This window comes from Robbsia andropogonis (genome assembly GCF_000970345.1).
In the GTDB taxonomy this organism is placed as follows: domain Bacteria; phylum Pseudomonadota; class Gammaproteobacteria; order Burkholderiales; family Burkholderiaceae; genus Robbsia; species Robbsia andropogonis.
In genome coordinates, this window is the sequence record NZ_LAQU01000022.1 from 23,962 (window position 1) to 42,971 (window position 19,010).

Here is a 19,010-nt window from a genome sequence, read left to right on the forward strand (position 1 = left end):
ATTTTCAAAAAGGTCGGGTTTCAACTGGGCTGCTTCTGCTTGACCAGTAGTTCGCTATCCTCGTGGGCAGCGTCACGGATCTCGCTATACAACGTGTTTGCCGCGCCCAATGCCACATTGATCGCTGAACCGAATGGGCCGGGGACGTGTTCGTGCAAACCGCCGACCAGCGCTTTCATCTGCCGCATTGCGCTTTCGTAGTCGTTGGGCGGGGTTTTGCACGCTTCCAATGCAGTGCGCAACGTTCGCATCGATTCACGTGTTGCTGCCGGAAGCCTTGCTATCGCGTCCTGTGCAAAGGCGACGCGCGTCGCATGTGGATTTGTGGCTTCCAGCTTGCTCATCGGACGACCGGGTGAGGCGAATGTTTGGATTGTCTGATCCACCGCGTCTGCCTTGACATTCAATGCGGTAACTTCGCGTATCAAGTCGAGCGAATACCGCTGCATCGTGTCCGCGTCCACATAGATCCATGTCGCGGGGATCGGCACGAAAGCTTCCGCGCCACCGGCTTTCAGCAATCGGGCGGCCATCCCGGCGCAATCGCTTCGTTGGTAACGGCTTCGCCGTACTGCGACTGCAGCGCGTCGACAAATGCGTCGAAGTGCGCGGCGCGGGCCGTGTCACTGAACTCGATGTCTGCTGCCGCTTGCTTGACGTGCTCGCTGCCGCCAATCAGCGGCAATGTCGACAGGATGGCGACAGCACTGCGCCACAGCGGCGAAAAACCCTGCTCGATCAGATCCGTCCGACGCGCCGATTCGGCAAGTTTGCCGATGTCGGTGATGCCGCGGAGGTCCCAATGCGCATCCACGCCGATGGCAATACCGTCCGGCGATACAGACATTTCCGCCATAGCGCGTCTCTCACACGGTCCTTGATCACATGCCGCACTCATCAATGATGGGGGCATCCACACGCTCAGACGAAAACAGGCTCCTTCGTCGAAGTCGCCGCGCCACCTGACTCCGGCTCCCCATCTTCGGAAGAAGTGTCAAGCGGGAGCGTCCGGTTCAGCGTGTCGACCAGGCGGCGGGCCTGCGCGATGAAGGTACCAAGGCAGTCGGGCAGGTTGCGCGACGCGTACTGCGAAGCGGGCCACACCTGCGTCAGTGATATCGTATGACCGGGCCGATCAATCGTGATTGCACCGCCATCCGCTACGACCAAGGTGGTGTTCAATGCCAGCAGGTGCTGCCAAAATGGCGCGGGATGGGCGCGTAACGCTGTTCCCAGCGGCGTGCTCAATATCAACACGGCGCCGCCATCCTCCAGCGTGATGGATCGATCCTCTATCGCGAGATCCCACGTCGTCATCGCCGGGTCTGGCGGTGTCATCGAGGTCGCGGTGGCCAGTTGATGCATCAGGTTTCGGGCAAGGCTCATGGTCGATGGCTAGAACGGTATAAAGCGATCGCTTACTGATTGCGATCGAATGTGCGGTGCAATGCTGGTATGCATGCATCACCAAGTCACTTCGCTGATTCAGTGACGACACAAGTGAAAGCGTTCCGTGGCCAAAGCGAAGTCGATGACGTGAAGCGGGTAGAATCGTCGGGCACCCCTGGCCTTCATGCGCGCGCGGATGTTTTATGGCGGGTCGCATGACGTTGCGTGGTGCGCCATTGGTCTTGATGTGGAGGCACGTTTCATCTTGGCGGCGGTGCCCAGCCGTTACAATCTGCTTTTTGATGGCGATCTCGAGAATGCCCGTGTTTTTGTACCGACGGCCGCCGCATGCCGACAAGCGCGGTGCCCGGTGTTTTCTTCTTTTGGACCGTGTGCCCGTACTCGGTACAACCATCCGCACGGCACGCTGGCGCGTGCGTCTGCGCCAAAGCCTGCACCGTGCCGCGCAAGCGATCTTCCGCGGTGGTCTTGCGCTAACGCCACTGCTGCTGTTATTGGTTTTCGCGCTGCCTGCTGTTGCCTACGCCGACGACGGGTTTCTCGATCCGTCTGAGGCGTTTCGATTCCAATCCAGCGAAGTGCCGGGCGCAGTCCAATTGCAGTATCGGATCGCGCCAGACTATTACCTGTATCGTGAGCGTTTCGCGTACACGGTCATTGCCGGCCAGGCCACCCTGGGCGCGGCGCAACTTCCTCCCGGTATGGTCAAGTTCGACCAGACGTTCAACAAAGACGTCGAGACCTATCGGGGGACGCTGCACATCACCGTGCCGGTGACAAGCGCGCAAGGTCCGTTCGATCTCGATGTGACCTCGCAGGGCTGCTCGGATAAAGGCGTCTGCTATCCGCCGATCCATCACCAGGTGCATGTGGCAGGTGTCGCGCTGAAGCCGGCCGCGGAGGGGGAGGCGATCACGGACACCGCAGCCGACCCGGCGTTGGTTGCCGGCGATGTACCTGCCTCGGTTACCGACAGCCTTTACGATCAAGCGTATGCGATGCATGTATTGGAAGGCCGTAGCCTGCCAGCGGTAATCGCGATCTTTTTTGTATTGGGGGCGGCGTTGAGTCTGCTGCCATGTTCCCTGCCGATGATTCCGATCCTCTCGTCGATCATCCTCGGTGAGGGCGCCGCGCTGACCCGATGGCGCGGGCTCGCGCTGTCGGCGACCTACATCCTCGGCATGGCAATTGTCTATACCGTGTTCGGCATCGCGGCCGCGCTCGCCGGGGCAAGCCTGAATGCGGCGTTGCAGAACCCCTGGGTGCTCGGCGCCTTCGGCGTGTTGCTGCTGGTGTTCGCCGTTTCCTTGCTCGGCGCGTTCGAATTGCAGTTGCCGGGGGCCTGGCAGAGCCGTGTGTCCGCCGCGTCGAGCCGATTGCGGGGTGGCCGCGTTCTCAGCGTCCTGGTGATGGGGGCCCTGTCGGCCCTGCTCGTCGGGGCGTGCATGACGGCGCCGCTGTTCGGCGTGCTGGCGTTCATCGCACAGACCGGAAATGTGTTCCTGGGCGGCGTTTCTTTGTTTGCGATGGCTTGGGGACTTGGCGTGCCGCTGCTGGTGGTGGGGTTGGGCGCTGGCGCCTTGTTACCCCGCGCGGGCCTGTGGATGGACAGCGTCAAGCGCGCGTTCGGCGTACTGTTGATGGCGGCGGCGGTGTGGGTCACGGCACCGGTGCTACCCGCCGCGCTCGTACTGCTGGGGTGGGCGTTCGTCGCCTTGGTAGGTGCCTGTTGCCTGGGTGTCGTGCCCATTGGCGGTGCAGCGAGCACGTCGGCCATCGGCTGCATCGCCTGGCGGGTGTTGGGGCGGGCGTTGGGTTGGCTATTCGCGGGCTGCGCGGCCGCATTGATCGCTGGGGCTTTGGCGGGGGCCCGCGATCCGATGCGGCCGTTGGCTGTATTTGCCGGTGTGGCGATGCCCGTGGGTGCTGCCGACAGCGTCTCGCGTAATACGTCGTCGCGGGCCGCTGGTGCCGGCGACAGTGCGGACATGGCGGGATTGCCCTTTGCCAAGGTTCGGTCTCTAAAAGAACTGCAACGCGCCACGGCCGCAGCCGGTCGTCCGACGATGCTGTTCTTCCACGCTGATTGGTGCACGAGCTGTGTGGAGATGGAGCGTCTGGTGTTTCCGCAGCCCGCGGTGCATACCGCCTTGCAGTCTTTTGCATTGTTGCAAGCAGACGTGACGGCGAATAATTCCGACGATCAGGCGTTGATGAAACACTTCGGCATGTTCGGGCCGCCGGCGGTCATCTTTTACGATGCACATGGCCGCGAACTGACCGCGTTACGGGTGATGGGCTATCAGCCGGCGGATCGCTTCGCCGCCACGCTGCAGCGAGTATTGCAAACCGCGCAAAAAGCCGATGCGGGGTCGAACAGGGCGACGGCGGCATCGGTAGGTGCCGACACGCCATTGGCCCGTGCCTTGGCGGAACAATCGGCGACCCAGGCGGCTGACGTAGCTGAGACCAACACCAAGGCGGCAGGCTTATTCAGCGGCAACGGGGGCCGCTGATCCATCCTCGACCGGCGCCGGCGGTTTGATCCAGCTTTCGACCTTTGCGTGTGCTTCCTCCAATCCCACACGCTTGAGCATCGAAAAAAGCTGCACCGTCAGTTGTTCCTCGCCGCTCGCTTCGTTATAGCGATCGATCAGCGCGCGCGTCTTGCGCAGGGCCTGCTGGCTTTCCTGTCGATTCAGTTTGTCGGCCTTGGTCAGCAGCATGTGGATCGGCTTGCCGGTGACCGCAAACCAATCGATCATCCGGACGTCGAGATCGGTACATGGACGTCGCGAGTCCATGACCAGCACCATGCCGCGCAATTGCGGACGGAGTCGCATGTAGCTGCTCAACAAGGCTTCCCAGTGTTTCTTGGCTTCACCCGGTACTTGGGCATAACCGTACCCTGGCAGATCAACGACAAAGCCGGCGCGCTCGTCCTGCGGCCCGACTTCGAAGTAGTTGATATGTTGGGTACGACCGGGGGTCTTACTTGCGAACGCCAATCGACGTTGATTGCAAAGCACGTTGATCGCGCTCGACTTGCCCGCATTCGAGCGACCCGCGAACGCGACCTCGGGTTGCGGGGTGGGGGGCAGGTCCCGGAGATGATTCACGGTGACGAAGAAGCGCGATTGGTGCAGCAGATACGACGACGGCATGACGGACTCCGCGCCGAAGCGCGTTAGAAAACACAAAAAACAGCGATACTGAAGGACTGCCGGTATGGTCGCTGGATACCCATTTCACTTCGAGGGATAAACGGCGAAGGCACCAAGACCCGGACCCGTGATGACTGCGTCAAATTGACGCGGCAGCGAAAGTCGAGGTTCTGCTGGCGGAACGCGGCTCGTCGCTGGCATTGCCGATCGGCACAGGGACCTGACGAACACATGACGAAAGCGTCGTGCGAAATACGCCGGCCATTCCTCCGCCTCGTCACCAGGGACGCGGGCACCGTGCGTGGACCGCCCGACAGGTCGCCATCCCTGCACAATGCCGACGTAGCGCAGTGCATTGAAAGCAGTCGATACCAAGGATGCAGGGCAAATGCAGGCTTGTTGTCGCACCCGTACCGTGGTCTTGCGCGCTTTCGCCAAGGGCCAAACAGTTCGATTATGTCGGGAGAGTGACCGTTACCGGGCGATTACATTGCATTCTCGTTCCGAAGCCCGTCACGACGACCGCCATTGTTTCCCTGCCGCGACATTCCGTCCGCCCCTAACCATTGGCAAATCAAGGGAAAAACAGACTTTATTGTACAATACGCCCGCTTTGCGAAGCCATGCTGGACGTGCGAATACGCGCTTTTTTTGGTAACCGTGGCGTAGGCGCTCGCGGCTTCATGACGCGGTGGGCACGCCCCGTGGTTGCGCCCGATTTTGTCTCGCGGAGTTTGAATGCGTTCCACCCCAGCCAGCGCCCGTTCCTCGCGGTTTGACCGGACGCGGCGTAGCCTCATCGATCTTTTTGCATCGATGCGGTTCGCCATCGCGTTGCTGACGATCCTGGCCATTGCCAGCATCATCGGCACCGTGATCAAGCAGAATGATCCTTATCCGAATTATGTGAACCAGTTCGGTCCTTTCTGGGCCGATATCTTCCGTTCGCTGGACATGTACAACGTGTACAGCGCCTGGTGGTTCATGTTGATTCTGGCGTTCCTGATCATCTCGATCTCGCTGTGCGTCACGCGCAACGGGCCGAAGATGATCGCCGACACGCGCAATTGGAAGGACAGGGTGCGCGAAAACAGCCTGCGCGCCTTCCATCATCACGACGAATACGCGTCGCCGGCCGTCCAGCGCGATGCCGTGCATGCCTGCGAGCAGTTACTTGTTCGCGCCGGTTACAAGACGAGGACGCGCGAAGCGGAGGGCACCGACAGCGGTGCCACGCTGATCTCCGCGAAGCGGGGCGCGTTCACGCGCGTGGGCTATATCCTGGCCCACCTGGCTATTGTGGTCATCTGTATCGGCGGCTTGCTCGACAGCGGCCTGATGGTGCGGATGCAGGTTTGGCTGTTCGGCAAGTCGCCGGTGGTGACCAATGCGCCCATCGCGCAGATCGGTCCCGAACACCGCCTCTGGCCGCAAAATCCGAGTTTTCGCGGCTATGCGTGGGTGCCTGAAGGTCAATACGTTTCCACGGCGATTCTGAATGAAAAAGACGGCATCCTGCTGCAGGACCTACCGTTTTCGATCCAGTTGAACAAATTCATCGTCGATTACTATTCGACGGGAATGCCAAAGCTGTTCGCCAGCGATATCGTCGTGATCGATCGCCAGACCGGTAAGCGCACGCCGGCCCGCGTCGAGGTGAACAAGCCGTTCACCTACGACGGGGTATCGATCTATCAGTCGAGCTTCGAGGATGGCGGAACGACGCTCGAGCTGACCGGCTATCCGATGCAAGGCACCGCCGTGAAGGCCGCGCCATACAAGGGCACCATCGGCGGCACGACAACCTTGCCCGACGGCGATACGATCGAGTTCTCGGACTTCCGCGCCATCAACGTGGAAAACCTGACCGACGGCAGCGGCAAGACCGATGCGCGCGGCGTGGCGCGACAGTCGGGTTTCCAGCATGCGCTGGATGAGCGGCTCGGCTCCGGCGCGAAGAGCGTGACGTCGGAAAACCTGCACAATATCGGTCCGTCCATCCAGTACAAGATTCGCGACAGTGCCGGACAAGCCCGTGAGTTCAACAACTACATGGTGCCGACGTTGGTCAATGGCGCGCCGATGTTCCTCGCCGGCATGCGGGAACAGCCGGATGCGCCGTTCCGATACCTACGGATTCCGGCTGACGACGAAAGTTCGGTGAAGCAGTGGATGCTGGTGCGCGCGGCGCTGCAGGACCCGGCGTTGCGCGGGGCGGCCGCACGCGCTTTCGCCGATCGGTCGGTGGGAGCCGGCGCCGCGCCCAACGCCGCCAATGCGCAACTGGCGGACAATTTGCGCGAGAGTGCGATTCGTGTGCTGAACCTGTTCGCCGGCGTGCAGGCCGACGGCTCGACGCTCGCGGGACAGCCGGTACAGGCAGCCGGCGGCTTTCCGGCCGTTGCAAACTTCATCGAAGGGTCCGTGCCGGCGCCGGACCGGGAGAAGGCGGCAGGCCTGTTGTTGCGGATGCTGGAGGGCAGCGTCTGGGACTTGTGGCAACTCGCCCGCGCAAAGGCAGGCGAACCGCCGCTGCAACCCGACGCGCCGCACATGCGGTTTGTCCAGAACACGATCAACGCGCTTTCCGACAGCTTTTACTACGGCGCCCCGGTTTTCCTGCAGTTGGATAATTTCCACCAGGTGCAGGCGTCGGTATTCCAACTGACACGGGCGCCGGGCGAGCGTATCGTGTACCTCGGTTCGCTCATGCTGGTGCTCGGCATTTTTGCCATGTTCTACGTTCGCGAGCGCCGTGTCTGGATCTGGCTGCGTCCGGCCGGCGATACGCGCACGCATGTGCTGATGGCGATGTCGACCGCGCGGCGGACGATGGATTTCGAGAAAGAATACGTGCGCATGCGCGACGCGGTGCGCCAGACCGTGGCTCCCGACGCGCATGACGATGCGGCAATCCCCGCGGCGACGCCTGATTCGGACACCCCGTCGCATACGCCTTCGGACGCGAGCGATGCGGCGTCCGATACGACAACGAAGTGACCTACCTCGCAGAGATCATGGCCTCACACCCTACCTCCAGTTCGAGCGCACCGCTCGGGCGCGATCAGTCCGGTACCCCGTCGGGGTCACCCTTGAACGATCCGAACCAGCCGCTCCCCTTTGCGCGGGATGCGTTCTGGCGCCGCCTGAGCGTGGTCGACATCGTCTATGCGCTGTTGCTGGTCGCGGGCGCGGGCTTTTCGATTTATCGCTTCCACGCGTACACGAACTACTATGACAAGGCCGTGCTGGTGTGCGCGACGCCTGCCGTCATCACGCTCGGGTGGTTCTGGAAGCCGGTCCGATTGCTGGTCGTGCTGATTGCAGGGTTCGCGTTGTCGGCAATTCAGCTGTATCAGGGCAATCTGGCGAATGCGGACCAACTGTTCCTGCTCAAGTACCTGCTGTCGAGCCAATCGGCAATTCTCTGGATGAGCGCCTTGCTGGTGCTCTCGACGGTGTTCTACTGGCTGGGCCTGCTGTTCCGTGCACCGTCGTCATCGGCGATTGCGTCGCGGATGCTGTGGGTCGCGGTACTGGCGGGTTTTGTCGGCCTGATGGTGCGGTGGTACGAGTCTTACCTGATCGGCACCGATGTCGGACATATCCCCATCTCGAACCTGTACGAAGTGTTCGTGCTGTTCTGCCTGATCACGTCGTTGTTCTACCTCTACTACGAAGGGTTATACAACACGCGGGCGCTGGGTGCGTTCGTGCTGCTGGTGATCTCGGCCGCCGTCGGTTTTCTGATGTGGTATTCGGTTGCGCGTGACGCGGGCCAGATTCAGCCGCTGGTGCCGGCGCTGCAAAGCTGGTGGATGAAGATTCACGTGCCGGCGAACTTCATCGGTTATGGCTCGTTTGCATTGTCCGCGATGGTCTCGGTGGCATGGCTGCTGAAGGCGCGCGGCGTGCTGGCCGATCGCCTGCCATCGTTCGATCTGCTGGACGATCTGATGTACAAATCGATCGCCATCGGTTTCACGTTCTTCACGATTGCGACGATCCTGGGCGCTTTGTGGGCGGCGCAGGCATGGGGCGGCTATTGGAGCTGGGACCCGAAGGAAACGTGGGCGCTGATCGTCTGGCTGAACTACGCGGCCTGGTTGCATATGCGGCTGATGAAGGGCCTGCGCGGCGCACCTGCGGCGTGGTGGGCGTTGACGGGACTGGTCGTCACGACCTTTGCCTTCCTAGGCGTGAACATGTTCCTGTCGGGTTTGCATAGTTACGGCAAGCTGTAGGCGAAACGCAACGCGGCGACCGGAAAACGACACGGTGAACGCTCCCCGAGTGGATGACATGAATGTCATCCATCGACGCGGGCAACTGCGGTAAGCTAGGGTCATTCCGAACTCGCGGCGATGCTTCGGCATCGCCGTTTTGCATTGCGCCGCGCCACGCGAGCGGTGCGAGGAGCCTTGGCCATGACCAGCAGGCGCGACATCGCCGCATTACGCGGCGACGATATTCCCCGCAGTGAAATCACCCCGCAGGCGTTGTTCCAGTCCCGTCGCCAGGTTATCCGGCAGGCGTTGCAACTCGCGGGAGCGGGGGCGTTGACATCCGCTGCAGGGATGCTGCCGTCACTGGCCAATGCGGCGGCGGCCCAAGGATTGCAAGCGAATTCCGGTGCGCAGAAATTGCCGGCGATACCGAATGCGACGTATCGGGTGACGGACAACGTCACATCGTTCAAGGACATCACCAGCTACAACAATTTTTACGAGTTCGGCACGGACAAGGCCGATCCAGCGCGTAATGCGCATACGCTGCAGACGCGGCCCTGGACGGTCAGGGTAGAAGGGCTGGTGGCGCGTCCCGGTACCTATGACATCGACAAGTTGGTGAAACTGGCGCCGCAAGAAGAGCGCATCTATCGGATGCGCTGCGTGGAGGGCTGGTCGATGGTGATCCCATGGATCGGCTACCCGCTGGCGGCGCTGATCAAGCAGGTACAGCCAACCAACGATGCGAAATACGTACAGTTCGTGACGCTGAACGACCCGAAGCAGATGCCAGGATTGAGCGCCGATATCCTGCAATGGCCATATGTCGAAGGGCTGCGGATGGACGAAGCCATGCATCCACTGACACTGTTGACGTTTGGTCTCTACGGCGAGGTGCTGCCGAAGCAGGATGGCGCGCCGGTGCGGATCGTCGTGCCATGGAAATACGGCTTCAAGAGTGCGAAGTCGATCGTGGCGATTCGCTTTGTCGATCGTGAACCGGCCACGTCGTGGCATCAGCTGGCGCCCCAGGAGTACGGTTTCTATTCGAATGTGAATCCGCACGTCGATCACCCACGCTGGAGTCAGGCAACGGAGCGGCGCATTGGCGAGGGGGGGCTGTTCACGCCGAAGCGGCCGACGCTGATGTACAACGGCTATGACCAGGTAGCGTCGTTGTATCAGGGCATGGATCTGCGGAAGAACTTCTGACGCCGGGGGCCGCATGACAAAACAGGAATCGACTCTCGCACCGGCAGACCGGACTGGCGATACACGCGCTGTGAAAAACAGCGCCGCGACACCGCAACGCGTACCGGCTACGCGGCGCGCGCCGTCTCGGACGGATCTGCGCATGCGTTGGCTCAAGCCCTTGGTTTTTCTCTTCGGGCTCTACCCGCTGATGCGACTCGTCACGTTGGGCTTCACCGACGGCTTGACCGCGAATCCCGTGCAGTTCATCCAGTATTCGACCGGCACCTGGTCGCTGGTCTGGATCTGCATCACGCTGGCGGTGACGCCGGCGCGTCATCTCACCGGATGGACCTGGCTATTGCGGTTACGCCGGATGATCGGCTTGTTTGCGTTTTTCTACGCGTTGCTGCACCTTATCACCTACGTGTGGTTCGACGAATTCTTCGATCTCTCGTCAATGGTGCGCGACGTCGTGCAGCGGCCGTTCATCCTGGTTGGCTTTGTCTCGTTCGTGATCTTGCTGGTGCTTGCGGCAACGTCACCGAAGGCGGTGGTGCGTCAACTCGGACGACGTTGGTTGACCTTGCATCGCGCCGTGTACGCGGCGGCAGGTTTCGCCGTGCTGCACTTCTGGTGGATGAAGGCGGGAAAGAACGACTTGTCGCAACCGAAGATCTACCTGATCGTCGTTGCCGTATTGCTGCTGTTCAGGGTGGGATGGGCATTGATGCACCGCACGCCGGGCGCGCGACGGCCTTGATCAAGGCGGCGGCGCAGCGTGATCGCGATGCCATCACGCTGTGCGCCGAAACTGATACTCAGTCCGGCAGGATGTGCTCACCGGCAAATAGCGACTGCACCGTTTCGCGTGCGCGGGCGACGTGCGCCTGGCTACCGTCGACAAGAATCTCCGCGGCGCGCGGGCGTGTGTTGTAGTTCGAGCTCATCGTGAACGCGTAGGCGCCAGCCGAGCGCACCGCAAGCAGGTCACCTTCGGCGAGGGCCAGATCGCGGTCGCGACCGAGCCAGTCACCGCTTTCACAGACCGGACCCACCACGTCATAGCATGTGGTGCTGGTACCGCGCGGGGTCACAGGGTCGATCGCATGATACGCCTGGTACATCGCGGGACGCGCCAGATCGTTCATCGCCGCATCGACGATCGCGAAGTTCTTCGTCTCGCCCGGCTTCAGGTATTCGACGCGCGTCAATAGCACGCCGGCATTCCCCACCAGTGACCGGCCCGGTTCGAACACGACTTCCCGGTGCCCGTGACCGCGTTCGGTCAGACGGTCGAGTACCATCGTGACGAACGCGCCGATATCGGGCGGCGTTTCATCGTTGTAGCAGATACCCAAACCGCCGCCTACATCGATATGCGCGATGCGTGCACCGTCGGCTTCGATTTCCGAGACCAGTGCGCAGATGCGATCGATGGCGTCCAGATAGGGCGATGGTTCGGTGATCTGCGAGCCGATATGGCAATCGATCCCTACCACACGGAGATTCGGCATGGCGCCGGCTTCGCGGTAGACCGCGCGGGCATCGGCGAAAGCGACACCGAATTTATTCCCTTTCAGCCCGGTGGAAATATAAGGATGCGTCTTGGGATCGACGTCCGGGTTCACACGGAGCGACACTGGCGCATGCACGCCCATCGACGCAGCGACCGATTGCAGGCGATGCAGTTCCGGGACCGACTCGACGTTGAAGCATTTGACGCCGGCTTCCAGCGCCGCGCGCATTTCGTCGCGATGCTTGCCGACGCCGGAGAACACGATCCGGTCCGCGGTGCCGCCAGCGGCCAGCACGCGGGCCATTTCACCGGCCGAAACGATGTCGAAGCCCGCGCCCAGGCGCGCGAAGACATTCAAGACGGCCAGGTTGCTATTGGCCTTGATCGCATAATGCACCGTGGCTCGACGGCCTTCGCAGGCGCGCGCATAAGCCTGATAGGCCTGCGTCAGCGCCTGGCGCGAGTAGACATACAGCGGCGTGCCGAATTGCTCCGCCAGCGTCTCGGCCCGGCAGTCCTCGACGTACAACGTGCCGTCGCGCGAGTCGAAACCCGGCGTGAATGTCGCGCCCGCCATTACCGTGCTCCCGTGGGTTGCGCCACCGTGCCGGACGCGCCAGACGTTCCAGAGGCGGATGATCCTGGCTCATCGCTGCCGTCGCGAGCGGCGTTATTCGGCGTGCTGTAGGCACTGTCCTGCGGCGGCGCGGGCAACGGCGGCACCGTGGGCAGGTACAACGGACCGCGCTGGCCACATGCCGCCAGCAGGGGCAATGCCGCAGCGGCTACAATCGCGGCTGATGACATGCGGCGCAGCGCGCCAACGGTTTGCGCGACGTTCAGGCTGGGGGCCTTCGGGGTCTTGGCGGGGGCGGGGAAGCGGGAACGGAACACGGCGGGTCGCATGATTGGATGGTCAGAAAAACCAAGCGTGGAGTGTAGCATGACCGATACCGAATATATGGCCCGTGCCGAGGCGGTTCTGGCGGCAATCGAACAGGGCGCGGACGATGTCGAAGCGGACATCGAATGCGAGCGCAGCGGCAATGTGCTGTCGCTTGAATTCGAGCGCGGCGCGAAGATCATCGTCAACCTGCAGCAGCCGATGCACGAAATCTGGATCGCCTCGAAGACCGGTGGCTATCACTTCAAGTTCGACGGGGCGCTGTGGCGTGATACCCGCTCCGGCGACGAGTTTTTTGCTGTGTTGTCACGTGAAGCCACACAGATCGCCGGTGAGGACGTGTCGTTCCAAGCTGCCGATTAAGGAGCGTGGAGGCGGTTCGGTGGCGGCGGCGTCCCGCCGCGGGCGCGCCGTCGTGCCGCGTGCCCGATGCGTCGATCGGCAACTGATCAGTCCAGCAGATCCGCACTGAACTGTCGTATCACGTCGGCACGTTCTGCATCCGTCGCGGCAGCCGGGGGGGACTGGGCGCCTGCGAACGTGTCCCCGGCGAACGCCGTCGCGCCAGGCAACGGTATGCTGGCGATGAAGCCCGCCCCGGGTACCTTGCCGTCATAGTACAGCTCGCCATGGAGGCGGGTGACGTCCGACGGCATTGGCACCGACTCGGCCGGCTTGCCCCGCAATGCGGCGGCCATGTAGTCGTTCCAGATTGGCAGCGCGAGTCCCGCGCCGGTCGCGCGTCGTCCCAGGGAACGAGGCTGATCGAAACCCATCCATGACACCGCCACCAGCGATGGCTGGAAGCCGGCGAACCAGGTGTCACGCGAATCGTTCGTGGTTCCGGTCTTGGCCGCCAGGTCGGTGCGACGCAGTACATTCGTGCCGGCGGCCGTCCCACGCGTTGCCGTGTCGTGCAACATGTCCTGGATGATGTAGGCGATGCCGGAAGGGATTACGCGAGGGGCGTTGAAGCCCGCGACATGGGGCGCGGCTTGCAGCACGACGGTGCCGTCATTGGTGGTCACTTCGCTGATCAGGTATGGATTGACGCGATAGCCGCCATTGGCCAGCACCGCGTAGGCGGAGGCCAATTGCAGCGGCGTGGTCGCCCCCGCGCCCAGCGCCGTCGACAAATACGCGGGATTGCGCTGCGGATCGAAGCCGAAGCGGGCCACGTACTCCTGCGCCTCGCGTGGTCCGATCTGCTGCATCACGCGCACCGTGACCAGGTTGCGTGACTTCATCAGTGCGGTGCGAAGCGGTGTCTGTTCGCCAAACGTACCGCCGTAGTTCTTGGGGCGCCAGGCCTTGCCACCCGCCTTGTCCGCGACGAGTTCGAATGGCCCGTCGTCAACCAGCGTCGCGGGACCGATGCCGTGCTCCAGCGCCGCCGCATAGATGAATGGCTTAAACGCGGAGCCGGGTTGTCGCCACGCTTGCGTCACATGGTTGAACTGGTTTCGCGCGAAGTCGGCGCCGCCCACCATCGCGCGGATGGCCCCGGTCTGCGGGGTGATCGCGATCAAAGCCGCCTCGACGCCGGGCGGACGCGGCGTGGCGGGCGTTTGCGTGGCCGACTGCTTGGGGCCGACGCGGCCGTCATAGCGATCGACCGCTTTGCGCACCGCCTCGTTTGCTGCTTCCTGGTCGCCGGCAACCAAGGTCGTCGTCACCGTATAGCCACGCGTATAGGCGTCTTGGGGGTAGCGCGCCAACATCTGCTGGCGGATCAGTTCGAGTACATAGCTGGCTTCCACCCGGGTTTCCGTGGGAGCGGGCCGTAAGGCAAGCGGCGCGGCAAGCGCGGCGTCATATCCGCGCTGATCGATGTAGCCGAGGTCGACCATCCGTTTCAGCACCACGCGTTGGCGCTGTTCGGCACGTACGGGGTTGGTGATCGGGTTGGTTGTCGAGGGGGCTTTCGGCAAGCCTGCCAGCATCGCCATCTGCGGCAGTGACAGGTCTTTCAATGGTTTGCCGAAGTACACGCGCGCCGCGGCGGCAAAACCATAGGCGCGCTGCCCCAGGTAGATCTGGTTCAGGTAAAGCTCCAGGATCTGGTCCTTCGACAAGGCCGCCTCGATTTTCATCGCCAGCAGGATCTCGTAAGCCTTGCGTGTGTAGGTCTTTTCGCTCGACAGGAAGAAGTTGCGCGCAACCTGCATCGTGATCGTGCTGCCGCCCTGACGGCTGCCATGCGTGAGATTTGCGACGATCGCCCGCGCGATGCCGGTGTAGTCGACGCCGCCATGTGCGTAGAAGCGGTCGTCCTCGATCGCCAGCACGGCTTCGCGCAGCGGCATCGGGACGTCCTCCAGATGAATGAATTCCCGGCGTTCCTCACCAAACTCGCCCAGCAGCACGTGATCGGCGCTGTAGATGCGCATCGGGATCTTCGGCTGGTAGTCGGTTACCACCTCGAGCGTTGGCAGTCGTTGGACGCACAGCACCACGACGAACGCGCCGATCAATCCCACGATACCGGCGAATCCCGCGAACAAAAGGCCAAGTGCTAGCGCCAGCCGTGCGCCGGCCGATCGACGTGGCGCGCGCTGACGGCCGTGCGGCGACGAGTTGCCGTCCCCCTGTCCCGATCCGTCTGGGCGCGATCTGGACGTCCTTGCCTCGTTCGCGGGACGATCGTCGCTGCGGTCTGAATTATTTGACATTACAAATTGTAAGATTGGAGGGTCATTATAGTCCGTCTTAGGTCAACACCGTCTCGTTTGTGATGGATGGGATGGTCGGGTGACACGGCTGACCCGCTCATGAGTAACGGCGATGCGAATCGCCTCCCATGGAAGCCGTCGCGCGCGGTTCGCCGCGTCGTATCGTCCTATCCCGTTTCGCATCCGCCTTCGGGCCAGCTGTCTTGTTTCCTTGCCGCCCGCGACAATGGCTGCATCGATTGGCGTGTCGATCGATCCACAAGACGGACGGAGGACGTGTGAGACCAGATAGGGGTAAGAGTCGGCGCGATGCGCCGCACTGGCTGCAGGGCGTGCGTGAGCGTGTGGTGCGCACCGCGCGGGTACTGCCGAACGCAGGCGTACGGATATCGCGCGCATGGGGCGTGGAGCTGGATCGCCATGCCTTGCATCTGGTCTGCGTTTCCGGCGCGAGCAACGCACCCGGGGACGGGCCTCGCGTGCGTATCGACGACATACGGCATGTGGCGTTGCCACCGGGCCTGGTCGACGGCAGCGATATCGTTGCGCCGGACGCGGTGGGGCACATCTTGCGGGCAGCGTTGGCGGCGCACCAGGATGGCGACGCACCAGGATTGTCGATGGCGCTGTGCCCCTCGGTCGTGCTGTCGCGCGACGTTCCCTGGACCTCGCTGTTACCGGGTTATACCGTCACCCGTCCGCAAACGGAAGATGTCATCGATGCGTTGGGGCCGTGGGTACGCTGGCATGCGCAGCGGATCAGTGGGCTCGACGACGCCGACTTGCTGGTGGATTGGCAACCGTCGACGCGCGATCGGACGCTGCTGCGGTTGACGGCGGCGCAAACGCATTATCTGGCGGTCCGTGAAGGGGTGGCGGCGCATGCGGGCGCCACGTTGCAAGGTGTGATCGATGCCGGCGAGTCGGCGTTGCGCGCCTGCCGTTTCGTCGTCGGTCAGTGTCTGCGAGGGGGAGACGATCAGGCACGGAGCACGTCGATCGGAGAGGGGGGCGCGTCGGTGGGCGCCGAGTGCCGTGACGACGGCGAGACCGGTGAAGAACGTCCGTTACCGATGCGCATCGCATGCGTGTGGTGCAGCGAGACCGCGGCGGCGGCGTGGACCTTTGCCGCGCATCGACCCGATGTTGCCGCGGTGTCATGCGCATTGCCCGCGATCGATACGGTCAGTGCCGATGCTTGGATCGATGCACTGCATGTCGCGTTGCGGAGCCCGCAACATCTGCCGTCGCTGGTGATCGTCTGCGGGCATGACGCGGCCATGGATGCGATCGGCGGCCTGTCCGCATTGTCCGCGAAGTGCGGCTATCCGGTCATCCGTTTCGACGTCAGCGCGTGCGACGTCCATGCCGCAGTGATGCCTGCGGCGTTGGCCATGGACTGTGCGGTGGCGCTGGGCGCGGCGTTGCACGGTTTGCTCGGGAGCGTGACGTCGTGACGGTGGGGGCGCGGCCGACATTGGCGGACGCCGTGCGTCACCTCATGACGGCGGGGAGTACGGTCCGCAATGTGACGCCAGGCTTGGCCGGCTTCGACCTGCTCGCCTTGCCACGCGCGCGTCGCCTGGCGGCGGCACGGCGGCGCCATCTGATCGAATGGCTGGCGGCGGCGTTGAGCGCCTTGCTACTGCTGCTCGCGTTGGAGGCGATCGGCGCGTGGCGCGTGCGGATAGCCGCGCAGGATCAACGCGACCATCGCGTGCGGTTGCTGGCGCGTGTTCGAGCCGTGGCGCCGGTTTGGCGAGATGCAATGGGGCTGACCGCCATGCTTGAAAGAGAGGCGGCACGCCAGCACGTGCTCGCGGGATTCGATGGGCCGCGTTGGGCGTTGCACGATTTGCTCGATGCGCTATCACGTGCGGGAACGCCGGCGTTGGCCTTGCAACGTCTGCATTTTCATATGGCGGGCCAACCCCGGTGGCCGGCCGACGTGACGCGCGATGGCGCCGCCGCGATGCACGAGGCGCCACGTCAAGCCGACGAGGCACCTGTCCGCTTGACAGATGTCGCGACCACGGAGGAAGGCTTGGCGTCGGATACCGCGGGTTGGGTGCGCGCGATCGACGACACGGTCCCGGGGACGGCGGCGTTTGCGCTTGGTGCTCAAGGGATAGCCGACGACGATGCCGCGTTGCGGGCGTGGATGGCGCGCCTGCAACGTGATCCTCGCGTGGGTGCCGTGACGATCGATGCATGGCGCCTTGGGGCAAGCCGCTTGTCGGCCCCCGCTGCGCGTGCCTCGGCACTGGTACGCTTTCGCGTCAACGTGTTCGCGCGCGGCGCAACCGCGGTGCCGCGATGACCGGGACACCGTGGCGCGATGCTGGCTTCAAAGCCGACATTGAAGGCCAATCATGGTCGACGGCATTGTTGCCCCGATTTGCCTGGTTGGCGGACCGACTGCCTTGGTTTGCCGCGCCGGTAGCCTTGCATGCCTGGCCCTTGACCGGACGGGTGGCGATAGCGAGTATCGCCGCGCTCGCCGTGGCGCTGATGGGCCATGCCTGGATGGGTGGCCGCGCATGGCATCGTACGCCGGCAAATGACAGGGCCGCATTGTCGCTTGACCATGCGGGCGCGCCTGCCGGTCTTGTCAGTTCCTCGTCGGCGCTGTTTCAGGACGAGGCTTTTGCAGAAGCCGGGATCGGCGCTTCTGATCGCGTCCTGACATTAACCGATGGACTCTCCCCGTCTGGTTTGCGCCTGCTGCAAGGCGATACCCACGCGACGACCCCTGGCGCGCGCGCCGCCACGGCGGGGGACGGTGCGGCGACCGCTCCTCCGGAGTGGGCGTCGTTGACCGCCCCCGAGTTGTACGCGGCCATCGCCGCCGGAGAGCGTGCGGCGTTGGCGATGCCCGGGTTGCAAGCACGTGGGCGTTCCCTCGGTATCAACGCGAACGTGGTGCGGCCGGCAGCCAGCGAACCTGTCGGTGAGGCGAATAACGCCGCCGCGTACGATGCTGGCAGTGTGGCCGACGCGACTTCGATGGTGCGCGTGGATGCGGGGTGGTCGCAGTGGATTTCAGAGATCGGGCAACGGCGCGATGTCGCCATCGATCTTTTTGCGATCGACGATCGGTCCGCATCGCAGCGCGACGTACCCACCTTACCTGATGCGATGTCTCGCGACCCCTCGCGCATTGCCTCGGCGACCGACTTTGCAGTTGCGCGCGCCGATGCGACGGCGTACGACAATCCATCGGCTCGTGTTGACGCTGATGCCTTGCCAGGTTCGTCGGCCTTTGGGGGCAGCGAGGTACTGGGGGCATGGCCGCATCGGACGGCGCGGATGGTGGCGCGGGGCGGGTTCGAACCGCTGGCCGCATTCGTTGCAGCCCTGGGTGCCACGCAGCCACCGGTAATCGTGCGGGCGGCCCGGATCGTGCCGGACCACGACAGCAATGGTACGCGGCTGCAACTGCAAGCCATGCTGGTATTCCTCGATCCGGATAAGCCACGCGTGATGCGCGCTGGTGTGCCGGATCGATCGATTGCACGCGCCGGAACGGGGTTGGCAAAACCTGCTTTGCCCGGCGCAGGGGCGCTTGGCGGTGGCAAGGCGGCCGATGTCGCCATGCGCGCCGCATCGGATGCCGCGGTGCCGGCCAATCCATTCCGACGTCGTGGACAGGCGCAAACCGATATCGTCGTGCTGGCCACTTTCGTGTCGGGGGGGCGGCGTGCCGCCCTGTTGGCGCGGCGTGTTACTAGCGGGGCTGTGCAACGCGGGGGCGGATCATCCGGTGGAATGGAAGTCGCATTGGTGCGTCCCGGTGAAACGTTTGCCGACGCGGACCTGATCGCCGTTGAGGGCAGTACGGTGCGGCTGCGACCCTTGCTGGGCGGTGCCGAGCACGTCGTGCATCTGCGGCGGGATGACACGGGGCATGCTCGATGA

General features: G+C 63.3%; 16 protein-coding genes. 9 read left to right on the forward strand and 7 right to left on the reverse strand.

The annotated features are described in order from the left end of the window. Positions 1–20 precede the first annotated feature (20 nt). The 3 genes from WM40_RS18270 to WM40_RS18280 form a co-directional block, all read right to left on the reverse strand. The gene (locus tag WM40_RS18270; protein WP_024901977.1) at positions 21–533 is read right to left on the reverse strand and encodes a hypothetical protein; all 513 of its coding nucleotides are present in this window, start codon (positions 531–533) and stop codon (positions 21–23) included. Further along, positions 515–856, reverse strand: a complete 342-nt coding sequence (locus tag WM40_RS18275) for a hypothetical protein (RefSeq protein ID WP_046153590.1) — start codon at positions 854–856, stop codon at positions 515–517. The genes WM40_RS18270 and WM40_RS18275 overlap by 19 nt, the downstream gene beginning before the upstream one ends. Before the next feature lie 65 nt (positions 857–921). Further along, on the reverse strand, positions 922–1,386 hold the full coding sequence (locus tag WM40_RS18280) for a type III secretion system chaperone (RefSeq protein ID WP_024901975.1): 465 nt from the start codon (positions 1,384–1,386) through the stop codon (positions 922–924). 320 nt (positions 1,387–1,706) lie between these two features. Between WM40_RS18280 and dsbD the strand changes: the two genes are divergently transcribed. Then, complete coding sequence (dsbD, locus tag WM40_RS18285; protein WP_082102927.1) at positions 1,707–3,929, forward strand: protein-disulfide reductase DsbD; 2,223 nt, start codon at positions 1,707–1,709, stop codon at positions 3,927–3,929. On the opposite strand, the gene yihA is transcribed toward dsbD, so the two are convergent. After that, positions 3,903–4,577, reverse strand: coding sequence for a ribosome biogenesis GTP-binding protein YihA/YsxC (gene yihA / locus WM40_RS18290; protein ID WP_046153591.1), 675 nt, complete (start codon positions 4,575–4,577; stop codon positions 3,903–3,905). The genes dsbD and yihA overlap by 27 nt on opposite strands. A 738-nt stretch (positions 4,578–5,315) precedes the next feature. Between yihA and WM40_RS18300 the strand changes: the two genes are divergently transcribed. From WM40_RS18300 to WM40_RS18315, 4 genes are all read left to right on the forward strand, one after another. Continuing rightward, positions 5,316–7,577 (forward strand): cytochrome c biogenesis protein ResB, encoded by a 2,262-nt coding sequence (locus WM40_RS18300; RefSeq protein WP_046153593.1) that lies wholly within the window; start codon positions 5,316–5,318, stop codon positions 7,575–7,577. Between the two features lie 17 nt (positions 7,578–7,594). Continuing rightward, entirely contained in the window at positions 7,595–8,821 is a 1,227-nt protein-coding gene (ccsB, locus tag WM40_RS18305) for a c-type cytochrome biogenesis protein CcsB (protein ID WP_036007533.1), read from the forward strand. Positions 8,822–9,004: 183 nt separating this feature from the next. Further along, the gene (msrP, locus tag WM40_RS18310; protein WP_024901969.1) at positions 9,005–10,018 is read left to right on the forward strand and encodes a protein-methionine-sulfoxide reductase catalytic subunit MsrP; all 1,014 of its coding nucleotides are present in this window, start codon (positions 9,005–9,007) and stop codon (positions 10,016–10,018) included. Positions 10,019–10,031: 13 nt separating this feature from the next. Beyond that, positions 10,032–10,760, forward strand: coding sequence for a protein-methionine-sulfoxide reductase heme-binding subunit MsrQ (locus tag WM40_RS18315; protein WP_024901968.1), 729 nt, complete (start codon positions 10,032–10,034; stop codon positions 10,758–10,760). Positions 10,761–10,818: 58 nt separating this feature from the next. Here WM40_RS18315 and lysA read toward each other — a convergent pair whose 3' ends face one another. Beyond that, complete coding sequence (lysA, locus tag WM40_RS18320; protein WP_024901967.1) at positions 10,819–12,093, reverse strand: diaminopimelate decarboxylase; 1,275 nt, start codon at positions 12,091–12,093, stop codon at positions 10,819–10,821. Next, positions 12,093–12,323 (reverse strand): LPS translocon maturation chaperone LptM, encoded by a 231-nt coding sequence (gene lptM / locus WM40_RS32540; RefSeq protein WP_046153610.1) that lies wholly within the window; start codon positions 12,321–12,323, stop codon positions 12,093–12,095. Before lptM ends, lysA begins: the two co-directional genes overlap by 1 nt. Before the next feature lie 136 nt (positions 12,324–12,459). On the opposite strand from lptM, the gene cyaY reads away from it, so the two are divergent. After that, positions 12,460–12,783: an iron donor protein CyaY gene (gene cyaY, locus WM40_RS18330; protein ID WP_024901965.1), complete on the forward strand. Its 324-nt coding sequence runs from the start codon at positions 12,460–12,462 to the stop codon at positions 12,781–12,783. A gap of 86 nt (positions 12,784–12,869) precedes the next feature. Here cyaY and WM40_RS18335 read toward each other — a convergent pair whose 3' ends face one another. Further along, the gene (locus WM40_RS18335) at positions 12,870–15,092 is read right to left on the reverse strand and encodes a penicillin-binding protein 1A (RefSeq protein ID WP_052738397.1); all 2,223 of its coding nucleotides are present in this window, start codon (positions 15,090–15,092) and stop codon (positions 12,870–12,872) included. A 278-nt stretch (positions 15,093–15,370) separates the two neighbouring features. Between WM40_RS18335 and WM40_RS18340 the strand changes: the two genes are divergently transcribed. The 3 genes from WM40_RS18340 to WM40_RS18350 are packed head-to-tail and all read left to right on the forward strand — an operon-like array spanning position 15,371 to position 19,010. Then, positions 15,371–16,549, forward strand: a complete 1,179-nt coding sequence (locus tag WM40_RS18340; RefSeq protein ID WP_157684913.1) for a type IV pilus biogenesis protein PilM — start codon at positions 15,371–15,373, stop codon at positions 16,547–16,549. Beyond that, entirely contained in the window at positions 16,546–17,412 is an 867-nt protein-coding gene (locus WM40_RS18345; protein ID WP_046153594.1) for a hypothetical protein, read from the forward strand. The genes WM40_RS18340 and WM40_RS18345 overlap by 4 nt, the downstream gene beginning before the upstream one ends. After that, the gene (locus WM40_RS18350) at positions 17,409–19,010 is read left to right on the forward strand and encodes a hypothetical protein (protein ID WP_046153595.1); all 1,602 of its coding nucleotides are present in this window, start codon (positions 17,409–17,411) and stop codon (positions 19,008–19,010) included. Before WM40_RS18345 ends, WM40_RS18350 begins: the two co-directional genes overlap by 4 nt.